The following is a 12761-nucleotide window of genomic DNA, read 5'->3' as shown; positions in this document are numbered from 1 at the left end:
GTTGACGATTCACGCCAAAAATGAATACATATGCTCTACATTGGTGCGCGCAGGGGACGCTGAATGCTGACTAAAACGGTTCAGTTGATGACATTTTCTAATGCGAACCTAATCGACCTTGCAGGGCCCCTTGAAGTATTTTTAACAGCGAACTATTTTTCGGATCCGAAAGCTCTGCCTTACAATCTATCGATAGCTTCGCTCGATAGTGTCTCGACTGTCCTTCCTGGCACGCACATTCATTCGATACCTTTAGATCAGAACACACCCGCCCCGCACACATTGATTGTCCCAGGTGGGTTAGGGATATATGACTTCTGCAAAAATCCGCGCTTCGATACGGTATTTAAGAGACACGCTGGAAGAGCTACACGACTGGTCTCCGTATGCACCGGGGTGTTCGCCTTAGCGGCAGCGGGAGGGCTTTCAGGCTGTGAGGTGACGACGCACTGGTCTGCGTATGATGAGCTTGAGCGAAACCATCCCGATGTTTTACTCAATCGTGGGCCAATATTTGTCAACGACGGACGTATCTGGACATCAGCCGGCGTCACCTCAGGTATCGACTTAGCATTAGCACTCGTTGAAGCTGATTTGGGGCACGCCATTGCTCTGAAAGTGGCCAAGCACCTGGTTGTTTTCTTGAAGAGGCCCGGCGATCAAAATCAATTCAGTTCTAGCTTAGATATGCAAACCAGAAGCTCAACTTTTTCAGATCTGCACGCGTGGATGAATGAAAATCTTGTAGAAGATCTGTCAATTCCGACGCTCGCTAAGAGAATGAACATGAGCGAGCGTACATTCGTAAGAAGGTACAGGACTACTACAGGCCAGACTCCGAGCAAGATGGTCGAAAAATTAAGAATTGATGCGGTGCGTCACCTACTTGTGAGCACGGAATGCCCTCTTAAGGAAATCGCGTACCTGACCGGTTTAGGACATGAAGCAAGCTTGATACGGAAATTTTGGAAGTTTTTTGGCGTGACCCCAAATGAGTATCGCCAAAGATTTAAGTCAACCATTTGATTTTCAGGTCTTCTATAACCGTATCAGGCTGACTACTCTGACTATCCAGCGAGCGATAAAGCTGTTCCGCACGTATCAAGGTGAGCAAAAAGGCCCTATAAGGGCCTTCTCTCGAAGGTAATTAGTTACTCAGCCAAGACTCAACTTTCGCGGCGCCGTGCTTTGTTTTCCATTCCTTGAGCGTTTTGTGATTCCCGCCCTTGGTCTCTACGACTTCGCCCGTTTCAGGATTTTTATAAACCTTCAATTGGCGAGGCTTGCGGCTGCCTGCTTTGGACTCGACAGCTGGAGCTCGACGACCAGCTTGCGGATCCAGCAGATTGATCACGTCCTTCAAGCTGTAGCCGTATTTTGCGAGCAAATCGCGCAGCTTCGTTTCGAATTCAATTTCTTTCTTGAGGCCTGCATCGCCCTTGAGGGCTTCCAGTGCCTGAAGCTGCTCGGCGAGGTGTTTTTCAAGCTGGCGAAATTCTGCGAGTTTGGACATGACAGGTCTCGATTAGATTGGTAACTAAGAGTGTATTGCAGTTCTGCATTTCGTGCCCGCTTCGTAAACGAGCTAGGGAAAATTATCAATTAGCGATAATTATGGCTCGGCCGTAATTCCAAATAATTGTGGAGAGCTCGTCGTTCCGCCGACAAATACTGTCGACTCTCGGTTTTAGTCAGTCGTCAACATCCGTAGCCAGAGATAGTGGCTGAATCAGGTGCGAACCCTGATTACGAACATTCCCCACATCCTTGCCAACCTTGTACCAATGAAAATCCGTAGCAGGCCTGCAGTGCTTCATTGCGAGTTCGCGAGCTCGTTCAGGTGAAGTGTCGGGATCGACCCATTCACGGGCGTGCTCAGGCGATAAGACCAAGGGTTTGCGATCGTGGATATCAACCATGCCTTCATCACTCGCAGCAGTGATGATGACAAAGCCGTCGCGGTCATCCGGCTCCATACCTCCGTGCACCTCGGCCAACCCCGCGAAGAACATCGGAATTTGCTCTTTCAGCGTAATGAAATACGGCTGTTTTTTCTTCGGATCTTCTTCGTCCTTGACCCACTCGAACCAGCCGTTCGTCGGCGCGAGTACGCGTCCGTTTGGCCAGAGCTGATTGAAAAATTTGCCGGTGATGACGGTTTCGACTCTCGCATTTATTGGATCAGGACGCTTACCCTTCGCCCAGAATGGCGCCCATCCCCATCTGACCTTATCAATGCTCAAGCCCTCTCGAACCGGCCGGATGATTTCTACCCGCGTCGACGGTGCGACGTTGTACCGCTCCACTGGCCATAGGTCATAGCCATTGATCACCAACTGCTTTGGCGCAAGCTCTTTAAGATAGTGATCCATGGACTCGTAGATCGATTAGCGTCCGCACATGCTGTCACCCGTCGAATTGTCGTGCCTATGAGATTGACCGCAAGCCAACCAAATCGTTAACTGTATGTATGTACAGTTAACCTTCTAAGGCTTGCATCATGAGCATCACCCTCCTCGGCGCACTCGCTACCGGCGGTAAGAAGCTGCCCCTTTATTCATCCAAGGTACCGGCGGGCTTCCCCTCTCCTGCGGCTGATCACATCGAAAAGCACATTTCCCTGGATGAGCTGTTCGATATCAGGGCGCCGCACGTTTATCTGGTGAGGATTGATGGGGATAGCATGCAGGGCGCGGGCATCTATTCCGGGGATGTGGTGATCGTCGATCGAAGCATCGAAGCGGTCAGTGGCGATATCGTTATCGCCGCGTTGAATTCGGAGCCCTTCTGCAAGCGCCTGCTTCTGCGCGAGAACGCCGTGTTGCTTGTGTCAGAGAACCCAAAATACCCGGCGAGACATGTCATGGAAGGCGATGAGCTTGTGATCTGGGGCGTTGTGAAATACAGCGTGCGCGATCATGACAACACGTGAGCCTGTCTTCGCCCTGATCGACTGCAACTCGTTTTACGCGAGCTGCGAGCGCGTCTTTAGACCCGACCTAGCAAAGACACCTATCGTGGTGCTGTCCAACAACGATGGCTGTGTGATTGCGCGCAGCTACGACGCCAAGCCTTTTGTGAAAATGGGCCAGCCGTACTTCCAGATCAAAGATCATCTATGCCGGCATGGAATCGTGGCCTTCAGCAGTAATTACGCTTTATACGGCGACATGAGCGAACGCGTCATGACGATCATCGAATCGATGGTGCCAGCGTTAGAGGTTTACAGCATTGATGAGGCGTTCGCCGATCTCACGGGCCTCCCAGGTGATGTGTCTGCTTTTGGACGGCACGTGCGCACCACCCTTCTCAAGCGCACGGGAATTCCAGTCGGGGTGGGTATTGCCCGCACCAAGACCCTAGCGAAGCTCGCAAATCATACCGCCAAGCGCCTGTTAGATATCACTGGTGGTATGGTGGATCTGTGCGACCCGTTCAAACGAGACTGGACGCTGCGCAACACCGATGTCGGCGAGGTTTGGGGCATCGGTAGGCGCATGAAGGCACACCTGGAAACGATGGGCATCAAGACCGCAATGGACTTGGCAAAAGCCGATCCGTGGATGCTTCGGCAGAAATTCAGTGTGGTGATCGAGAAAACTGCTCGCGAGCTTGCCGGCACCTCCTGTCTGGAACTGGGTGAAGCTGACCCACCCAAGCAAGAGATTTGCTGTAGCAGGATGTTCGGCACCCGGTTGACGCAGATCGAGCCGATCAAGGAGGCCGTCGCCACCTACACGCAACGCGCGGCGGAAAAGCTCAGAGCGCAAAACTCGCTGTGCAAGAAGATCCGCGTGAGTATCAGGACGGGCATGTTCAATCCCGAAGAAGCGAAGTACGCGAACGGCGCACTCGTCGAACTCCCTTACCCGACAAACGACGTTCGACTCATGACCAAGGCTGCGACCGAAGCCGTCAATCGCCTCTTCCAACCGGGCTTTAAATACAGCAAGGCAGAGGTTTTGCTGATGGATTTGCGACAGCCTGGCGAATTCACTGATGACCTGTTTGCGCAGTCCCAGCCCGTGATGGCGGACAAGGTCATGAGCGTCCTGGATGAGATCAATGGCCGGTGGGGAAAGGGAGTCGTCCGGTTGGCTAGCGTGCCTGCGGCGCCTGAATGGGCGATGCGTCGAGACCTAATGAGCCAAAGCTACACGACGAAGGTAGATCAGTTGTGGACGGTCAAGGCTAGGTAGCAGGCTGGCAAAAGCTTACGCTCATATGCACAGCGGGATATCGTGACCGCTGCTTACAGTTATGAGCAGCCGTTGCGGGCAGCCCCAAGAACGGAAACAGTCAGCCGCAAATTGAAAGCATCGCTCGTTGGAGAAGCTAGTCGGAATATCAGCACGGAGAGCTTCTAGCTAAACCCAATGAGATGAAAAGGTCTTGGTGGATCTCGGACTGGCAGTCTTTGCCCCATCATGAGAGGCAGAAAACGCCCGTAGCCCGAGGAATTCAACCTCCGTCGGCGCGATCTGACAGCGTATGCCACGCTTGGCGCCAATCGAAAAAATGCAGATACTGCCAATAAGCCAGCCGAACCTCATGGAGCACTTGATGGCACGGAAGCAAAAAAGCAGCCTTGGCATTTCGACCGTCGTGACCTTGATACTGATATTGGTCGTGGCCATCGCAGCTGCTCCATCTAATCTGCGGTTCACGGTTGCTTTTTTGGTCGGGATCGCTGGCATCATCTGGCTGATCAAGAAGTCTTCCGTAGAGTCACTGAAGCGCCCTACTCGCTTGAAAACGAATATCCTTGCCGACTCAATAGGTCAGACCGCCTCCTTGTCAAATCACGAGCAAAAATCTGAAATCAGCCTTGATGTGATCAGCGGACACTGCTCTGACTCAGATTTCCATACGATCAGGGCTGGCTCGCCTGAGCAGCAATTCACGATCCCCAAGCCTAAAAATCTATCCTCGAAAGCGCGATGGATTGGAAATGACGAAACCATCAATATCGGTGGTAAGGCTCTGACGGTTCGCATGGTCTATTTTGCTGAGAAAACAGATCGCACATTCAACCATGAGCCCTCGCTGATTGACGGGCAACTGCCCGTGCAAATTACGCACGTGGATCTTACTGAAAAGCTCACCGGCTACTGGCCGAGTTACAGCGGAATTTCTCCTGCAGCACGACGTGGGTACCTGCAATGGCTGTCCGAGGGCCGCTGTGCCCCCAGTGTGGATATAGGGTATGTCTTCATCTTCTTTTACGGCCTCGAGCGTCGGGTAATCGTTGATTCAATTACAGATGAGGCCGCGCGCTCGGAACTGCCGACCATCGCTGATGAGATTGGGCGTCTCAAAAACCTCTACGGGGACAACTCATCGTTTCGAAACTACGCGTCGAATCTGCTCAACCACATACAGCTCATGGATGTGGAACCGCAGATGTACTTGAATGCACCGCCTCGATTTGAGTCGAATGGCTTTGAACTGCCGATTGCGCTACGACTGGCATTAGGCCAAATGGCTCTGGACAAACATCCCTTGAACGCGGCGTGGGCAATGGCATGGGTACATTCAGACCCTAACATCAGCCGCCGCACTGCCGTGAGCAGATGCGCGGATCAGTTTGCTTCACTGTTCGCGGCCCAATATTCCGCCCGCTATCCGAACGGCCTTGTGCTTACCCAAAATAAGACTCTACTAAAGATCGCCTATCGTTCCGCCTCTTCCCGCTTAAGCGCTCCCGAAATTGCGTTGGGTGATATACCGGATGTTTCCGCTACGTCAGCAACGCGCAACAAGCTGCAAGCTATAGTGGATGAATGCACGATAGTGCTCGACCCATACAGCAGATACCTGGGTCGAAACCCTGAGGGAGCCTCAAATCTGGAGGGTATTCTGCAACTGCCGGTTGCCCTATGGCCGGCAGCGGCGAAGGATGTAATCGCTGAATTGCAACTCCAAGTCGGTGATGAGCAGTTGGTCATGACTTTCGGGGATCTGGCAGGGCGCTTTGGATCTTCAGGAGCTTTGCCTCGCGGAACAACCGTAGCCTTGGCAAGAGCCCTCGAATCTTTGAATATCGGCTTTGAGCCAGATGTACTATCCGGTAGCCGTACTCCCAAAAATTCGGACACGATCGTTTTGTTCGCGACGGGTGACGATGATGGAAGCCTGCGGACAACTTCGGACTATCACGCTGCTGTGGTAACACTGGATTTGGCAAGCGCTGTTGCGGCCATAGATGGTGAAAGCTCAAGCGATGAGATGACCCAGCTAGGGCGGCATATCGATTCCTGGAGTCATCTTTGCGTATCTCATCGGAAACGGCTCAAAGCCCACCTGCAAATCCAAACTCTGCAGCCGCCTACTCTGGCGAGTCTAAAGAAAAAGTTAAGCCCTCTGAATGCCGATGCCAAACGCACCATAGCTGGATTCCTCGTTCATCTCGCTCAAGCTGACGGACACGTTTCGCCTCAGGAAGTCAGGCTGCTGGAACGTGTATATAAAACACTTGAGCTGGATCCACAGATGCTTTACGGGGACTTACACGGCGCGGCCATCAACCCTCCTAGGGACTTGTCCTCTACGCCCGCACTTGGTGCCGAATCTAGTCCTAACCAGGCCGGTGGTACGCCAAGCATTAATGACGCTTCCCGAGGCTTCAATTTGGACATGGACAAAATTGCGCAGCTTCAACGCGAAACGGCAGCGGTGTCAGCACTGCTGGCAGAGGTGTTCAATGATGAGTCTCCTGAACCACCTATCGTAAAAGTGAGTATCCGGGATCAGCCAACTGATCATGCGGCTACGGTACATGGGCTCGACACAGAACACTCAGCGTTTCTACGAATGATCGTGTCACGCCGAGAATGGAGCCGCCAAGAGCTGGAAGATGTTGCCACAGATATGGAGCTCATGCTCGACGGCGCGCTTGAGCACATCAACGACATGGCGTTTGAGCGGTTCGACATGCCCGTCTCTGAGGGGGATGACCCCATCGAGATCAACCCGGATATCCTGGAAGAGTTAGCCCTATGAGCGCGATACGCCCAAAGGATCGCGATGCGGTCATTCAGTCGTTGCGAGCCGGTGTAGTCCCTCGTGCGGGCCAGCATCTTATCCAGGTGGGTCGAGCGGGTGAGCTCGACGCCCTTCTCAAAGATATAGATCGACTCGCTGACGGCGGCTCCGCCTTCAGGATCGTTGTAGGCGAATATGGGGCTGGGAAAACCTTTTTCCTCAACCTTGTGCGGGGCATTGCGATGGAGCGAAAGCTGGTCACGATGCACGCCGATTTAAACCCAGACCGCCGGCTGCATGCCTCAGGCGGACAAGCACGCTCCCTCTATGCAGAGCTTGCTAAAAACACGTCCACCCGGACGAAACCGGATGGTGGCGCGCTGCTGGGTATCGTTGAAAAATTCATTTCTCAGGCAAAATCGGAAGCGAAAACTCGGGCCGTCGAGAGTGAAGTCGTCATTCAGGAATTCTTGGCCGATCTCACTGAGATGGTGAACGGCTACGACTTTGCTGACGTCATTGCCAAGTATTGCCAAGGGTTTGAACAAGGCAACGAGCAGCTCAAGGCGGACGCCATCCGATGGCTTCGAGGCGAGTTCACTACCAGGACAGATGCACGTGCGGCGCTCGGTGTCCGAACCATCATTGATGACGCATCGGTCTACGATCAGTTGAAGTTGCTGTCGCGGTTTGTACGCCTGGCGGGGTTTAGCGGCCTCATGATTTGCCTGGACGAGCTCGTGAATCTATACAAGCTCGCTAACACTCAAGCACGCAACGCCAACTACGAGCAGATCTTGCGGATTCTGAATGACTCCTTGCAAGGCTCGACCGAGGGCCTTGGTTTTGTCCTAGGCGGTACGCCTGAGTTTCTGATGGACACCCGGCGCGGACTGTACAGCTACCCCGCGTTGCAATCTCGGCTTGCCGAAAACACATTTGCCAAATCTGGATTGATCGACCTGTCGGGGCCGGTCATCCGCTTAAGCAGCCTGACTCCAGAAGACTTCTACGTACTGCTTCAAAAGCTGCGTAACGTTTATGCCTACGGTGACCCGGGCAAATACCTGATGCCTGATGAGGCAATCCCTGCGTTCATGGCGCACTGTAACCAACGGTTGGGTGAAGCCTACTTCCGCACTCCACGCACAACCATCACGGCCTTCATCAATCTGCTCGCAGTGCTGGAGCAGAACCCTGGAGCGGACTGGCGTGCATTGGTAGGCGCCGTTCAGGTTGCCCAGGATGATGGTGGCAAGCATGATTTAAGCATCGAGGCGGACGATGAGCTCACAAGTTTCAAACTCTGAATCCTCGTCTTTCGAGCGCCTGCACCCCGACGTTCAGCAGTGGGTCTGGGCCCAGGGATGGACAGCATTGAGGGACGCTCAGGAATGGGCAATTTCCGCGCTGGTCGATGCTGATCGGGATGTGATTATCGCCGCCTCAACAGCTGCCGGGAAAACTGAGGCCGCATTCCTGCCCATCCTCACTAACCTGATGGAGCACCAAGACCCAGCTGGGGCCGTCCTCTATATCAGCCCACTAAAGGCACTCATCAACGATCAATGGGATAGGCTTGGCCAACTCTGCGAGCAACTGGATCTTCCCGTCGTCGCCTGGCACGGGGATGTGTCTGCCAGCAAAAAACACAAGTTTCTCAAGTCTCCTAAGGGTGTGTTGCTGATCACCCCAGAGTCGCTAGAGGCGCTGTTCGTCAACAGAGGTTCAAGCCTGATGGGGCTGTTCCAGTACCTGCGTTACATCGTCATCGACGAGCTGCATGCCTTCATTGGCAGCGAGCGTGGCAAGCAGCTCCAGTCATTAATGCAGCGAGTCGAGCTTGTAGCCGGAAAAACCCTGCCGAGAGTCGGCTTGTCCGCCACGCTGGGAGACATGTCGCTGGCGAGCGAGTTTCTCAGGCCCGGGCATCCAGAACGGGTGCAGGTGATTGAGTCGAAATCATCTGGCCAGAATCTTCAGGTGCAAGTGCGCGGCTATATGATGCCGCCGATGCAAAAGTTGCGTGCTGTCGAAGTACCAAATCACGACCCTGACCAGAACCCTGACGAAGAAGAGAAAGAAGACGAGTCCGGCTCCAGGCATGCCATCGCCGCACACATGTACAAGGTGCTGCGCGGCAGTAACAACTTGGTTTTCCCAAACAGTCGGCAGGAGGTGGAGTGGTACGCAGACCGCCTGCGTCGCCTGTGTGAAGTCAGCGGTATGCCCAACGAATTCCTGCCTCATCACGGCAGCCTTTCGAAAGACCTTCGAGAAGACACGGAGCGTGCGCTCAAAGCAGGCACACCGCCAGCAACCGCCGTGTGCACCACCACCCTGGAGCTTGGCATAGACATCGGCAACATCAAGACAGTTGTCCAGATAGGTTCGCCTCCATCGGTTGCAAGCCTGCGCCAACGCCTGGGAAGGTCAGGCCGCCGCAACGACGAACCTGCCACGCTCCGAGCCTACTGTCAGGAACGAGAGCTAACTGACCAATCGCTGTTGTCAGACCTGCTACGCCAGAACCTCGTCCAAACCATCGCGATGATCAGGTTGCTGATTGGCAACTGGTTCGAGCCACCTAGGGCTGAGGGTTTACACGCTTCAACTCTGGTGCAACAGATTCTGTCAGTGATTGCACAGCAAGGAGGCGCCAGCGCTGCTCAACTGTGGGGTGGTCTTGTTGGAAGCGGGACATTCAAAAGTATTTCCAAGACTGATTTCTTCTCCCTACTGAAAGGTCTCGGCGAGAAGAAATTGATTGTGCAAGACAGCTCAGGTTTGTTGCTTCCAGGGGAACTCGGGGAACGGCTGATCAACCACTACGAGTTCTACAGTGCTTTCACCAGCGACGAAGAGTTCAGACTGGTACGAGAAGGTAAGCCGCTTGGATCAATACCGGTAAGCCGACCTTTGATGAAGGGCCAGCGGATTATCTTTGGTGGTCGCCGCTGGCGGGTACTGGATGTTGATATCGAAAAAAAGGTGATTGTGGTCACTGCCGCGAAGGGTGGCCAGCCACCCCAGTTCGACGGAATGGGCGCTATGGTGCACGACCAGGTCAGAGAGGAAATGCGCGCGGTGCTAACCGAAACAGCCCCCTGCCCGTTCATTGATAGCAAAGCGCAGGAATTGCTCAGAGAAGCCCGAAAGTCATTCTCATCACTCGGACTGGCAGACAACTTCACCTATGGGTCTGACTCGAAAACTCATCTAGTGACTTGGCGTGGTGACCAAACCAATGACGCTCTGTTACTCATGTTCAATCATGTAGGAATGAGTTGTGAGAGCTCAGGCCTTGCGTTGTCCATCGGAGGGTCACAAAAAAATGTCGCTGACGCCCTCGCTAAGATCGCTGAGCTAGACCCTGACGACATCGAAGCCTTACTAGAAGGAGTCGAGAATCTCATCAGGGAAAAATGGGATTGGACGCTCCCCCGCTCACTACTCATGAAATCCTATGCGTCATCTCAGTTGAATTTCAAAGGAGCGGTGGAGTTTGCAAAGTTCTTCACTACTCGGTGGCTACCCAGTGGAGGCGCCTTTGAAAGCACTACCGTCCATTGACACTGAGTTCACGTAGCCGAGTTCGTGTCCGCGCGTGAATTCAGAATACTGTCGTCAGCAAGGGCGAAACCTGTCGATCAGGCCAATGAGGTTCAGCCGTCTGATCAAAATGCACTCCGCGTCATGGAGCATTGACCGGAGCGTGGCTCATCTACCCGCAAGCGGAGCGCGTAGGCCTTCGGCCGAAGACGTGAGGATGGAAGCCCGGCAGGGCCGAGACGCGTAGTGGCTCGGTTTACAACAGCCGTCCGCGAAAGCGGCACGCCACGCCAGTTATATCAGTCGGATCCTTCGGCTTTATTCAGTACTGCTACCGTCGTGGGTCGAACACAGAGTGTTAACCCACTGCCCTCCGACAAGGCTGCCAGGAGCCCCGCACCTCTCACAAGTTTTTAAAGAGAGCCTTTCCGCCAGATCTACCGCTCCACGACAGTACGATTCACCACCGTCGTAAAAGAAATGGAGCTCGCCAAACTTAGATTTGATCTGCCCGATAGTCACCGGCGCAACACCAGGATGCCGCGTTAAATGTGCCTGCAGCGTATCGCAGAGAGTAAAGAGAAGACCGCGCCAGCCTAAATTGCAGTAGATCTCATCCACTCTAGGATCCGAGAAAAGCTGCGGATAACGCGCTCTGAACTCTTCAATCTCGATTTCAGGTAGAGCCTGGCCGTTCGTGGGAATATCGTTTATGTTCAGCTCAGCAAGGTAGCTCTGGTTGCGGTTCTGCCGTTCTTAGGTAATTCAGCAGACTCTCGCTTCCACCATCCGGTCGAAATGTAACAAGCACGTACCTGCTGCCCGCCTTATCTGATAAGACCCAATACCCCCTTCCTTCTGAGCCATCACCACAACACCGGTTTGTATAACCCGGCCGTCTTCGAACCTTCCGTGAGGGTCGTCCCGTTGATGTCCGAATATGACTCCAACACATGTCCGAGACTTGATGAACGCTTCAGTGAGGTATGCAGTAACCGGTTCAGCGAAGCCTTGGGAAACGGCTCCGGCTATGCACTGGAGATCAAAGTCAGAATGCTGTTTGCTGTGAAAATCTACATCGATGGAGCCGGGCATTAAGTGTCCTTACCAGATGGACTGACCACTGCTATACGCGATCAGAAAAAAGAGAAAATCGTTTTGAGACTTGCCGTTTGGCGTCGACCGGGGCCGACCAACACATACACGGTGTTCTTCGTCTCAGCCAGGATGCTACCGTCGAATGATGTGCACATACTCGACCGCACCCAATCACCAAGCTGAAAGCGACCACGGCTATCTTCTATTACTCGATGGGCAAAGACCACCAATGGAAGATGCCCAGCGGCGTGAATCTTGGCCTGATCATCAGCGGATACGTCTGCCTGGAAAAGAGTCCATTGCTCGACCACGCAATAAGCTTTCCTGGGAAAGCGCTCGGACACAAGTGCACAAGCCTCGTCCAGGCTCAGCGATACACCGTCTATAAAAGTATGGTCATCATTCAACAGCTCGTTACCATCCGTGCTAGCCATTCCCGCTACTCCTCAGACGAGTCAGTGCACGCCCTTCCCAGCGCGGCGATCGTAAAGAGGTCGCATATTGGTCAACGTCGTCACATCCAGGCTGGAACGATACGAGTCGTGGTAGATCGCGCCACCCTCAACTGTCACTACACAGACGGCGTCACCATCCGAATCGTGCCCTAGAGCCAAGCTCTCGACCTTCTCCATCCGCCAAGCGTCGCCACCATTCATGTTGGCTGGGGTGACAATCTGAATCTCTTTGACGAAGACTTCATCGTCTTGTGACTGGAGCACTTGCTGAAGCTTTGGCTCGTCATTGACCATCAATTCAAACTCTTGCGCCCTACCCTTCACGATCATTTTTACGGTGAGGTGGAACCAGTGCTTCCTGAGCATCCTGGAAACTGCATGCCAGTGCGCAAGGCCCTCCCCGAAAACTCCTGGAACGCCTGCCAAATCATTATCGTCTGTTCTAAACATCGGTTTCTCGTTGTATCCATCGCGAAGGCAATGCACTGGAGGTTGTAGTGAATGGTCTGCCGCTTCAGGCGGTAAGCATTACAGCAGCCTCATTCAACGAGAGGCTGCCGCTAGGGAGGTCAGCCGCCAAAACAGATTTCGAAAATTCGAGTCACTGCGACTGCCTAGCCCTTAAGGATCGACTTCCCAGCCTTAAACATTTTCGTAAATTGGCGGAGTGCC

At 53.6% G+C, this 12761-nt stretch carries 10 protein-coding genes; 6 read left to right on the top strand and 4 right to left on the bottom strand.

What is annotated here, in order from left to right:
- Positions 1 to 63 precede the first annotated feature (63 nt).
- Positions 64 to 1026, top strand: a complete 963-nt coding sequence (locus AB4N44_RS02245) for a GlxA family transcriptional regulator (protein WP_460110453.1) — start codon at positions 64 to 66, stop codon at positions 1024 to 1026.
- Positions 1027 to 1147: 121 nt separating this feature from the next.
- Here AB4N44_RS02245 and AB4N44_RS02240 read toward each other — a convergent pair whose 3' ends face one another.
- Both AB4N44_RS02240 and AB4N44_RS02235 read right to left on the bottom strand, forming a co-directional pair.
- A complete protein-coding gene (locus tag AB4N44_RS02240; protein WP_460110454.1) occupies positions 1148 to 1513 on the bottom strand; it encodes a histone-like nucleoid-structuring protein, MvaT/MvaU family in 366 nt (121 codons plus the stop codon).
- A gap of 178 nt (positions 1514 to 1691) precedes the next feature.
- Positions 1692 to 2372 (bottom strand): SOS response-associated peptidase family protein, encoded by a 681-nt coding sequence (locus tag AB4N44_RS02235; protein WP_460110456.1) that lies wholly within the window; start codon positions 2370 to 2372, stop codon positions 1692 to 1694.
- Positions 2373 to 2500: 128 nt separating this feature from the next.
- Between AB4N44_RS02235 and AB4N44_RS02230 the strand changes: the two genes are divergently transcribed.
- The 5 genes from AB4N44_RS02230 (at position 2501) to AB4N44_RS02210 (ending at position 10557) form a co-directional block, all read left to right on the top strand.
- A complete protein-coding gene (locus tag AB4N44_RS02230; RefSeq protein ID WP_460110458.1) occupies positions 2501 to 2932 on the top strand; it encodes a LexA family protein in 432 nt (143 codons plus the stop codon).
- Positions 2919 to 4199 carry a translesion error-prone DNA polymerase V subunit UmuC gene (gene umuC, locus AB4N44_RS02225; RefSeq protein ID WP_460110459.1) on the top strand — a complete coding sequence of 427 codons (1281 nt, stop codon included), beginning with the start codon at positions 2919 to 2921 and terminating at the stop codon, positions 4197 to 4199. Before AB4N44_RS02230 ends, umuC begins: the two co-directional genes overlap by 14 nt.
- Positions 4200 to 4563: 364 nt before the next feature.
- Positions 4564 to 7002 carry a tellurite resistance TerB family protein gene (locus AB4N44_RS02220; protein ID WP_460110460.1) on the top strand — a complete coding sequence of 813 codons (2439 nt, stop codon included), beginning with the start codon at positions 4564 to 4566 and terminating at the stop codon, positions 7000 to 7002.
- The gene (locus AB4N44_RS02215) at positions 6999 to 8294 is read left to right on the top strand and encodes an ATP-binding protein (protein ID WP_460110462.1); all 1296 of its coding nucleotides are present in this window, start codon (positions 6999 to 7001) and stop codon (positions 8292 to 8294) included. The genes AB4N44_RS02220 and AB4N44_RS02215 overlap by 4 nt, the downstream gene beginning before the upstream one ends.
- Positions 8269 to 10557: a DEAD/DEAH box helicase gene (locus AB4N44_RS02210; protein WP_460110463.1), complete on the top strand. Its 2289-nt coding sequence runs from the start codon at positions 8269 to 8271 to the stop codon at positions 10555 to 10557. Before AB4N44_RS02215 ends, AB4N44_RS02210 begins: the two co-directional genes overlap by 26 nt.
- Before the next feature lie 1115 nt (positions 10558 to 11672).
- On the opposite strand, the gene AB4N44_RS02205 is transcribed toward AB4N44_RS02210, so the two are convergent.
- Together AB4N44_RS02205 and AB4N44_RS02200 are read right to left on the bottom strand one after the other, a co-directional pair.
- Positions 11673 to 12068 carry a DUF6957 family protein gene (locus AB4N44_RS02205; RefSeq protein ID WP_460110464.1) on the bottom strand — a complete coding sequence of 132 codons (396 nt, stop codon included), beginning with the start codon at positions 12066 to 12068 and terminating at the stop codon, positions 11673 to 11675.
- Positions 12069 to 12089: 21 nt separating this feature from the next.
- Positions 12090 to 12539: a hypothetical protein gene (locus AB4N44_RS02200; protein WP_460110466.1), complete on the bottom strand. Its 450-nt coding sequence runs from the start codon at positions 12537 to 12539 to the stop codon at positions 12090 to 12092.
- Positions 12540 to 12761: the final 222 nt, after the last annotated feature.

It is taken from the genome of Pseudomonas sp. S3_C06, from assembly GCF_054667675.1.
The sequence above is the reverse complement of the archived record's forward strand: the minus strand, read 5'-3'. Positions and strand labels throughout refer to the sequence as shown.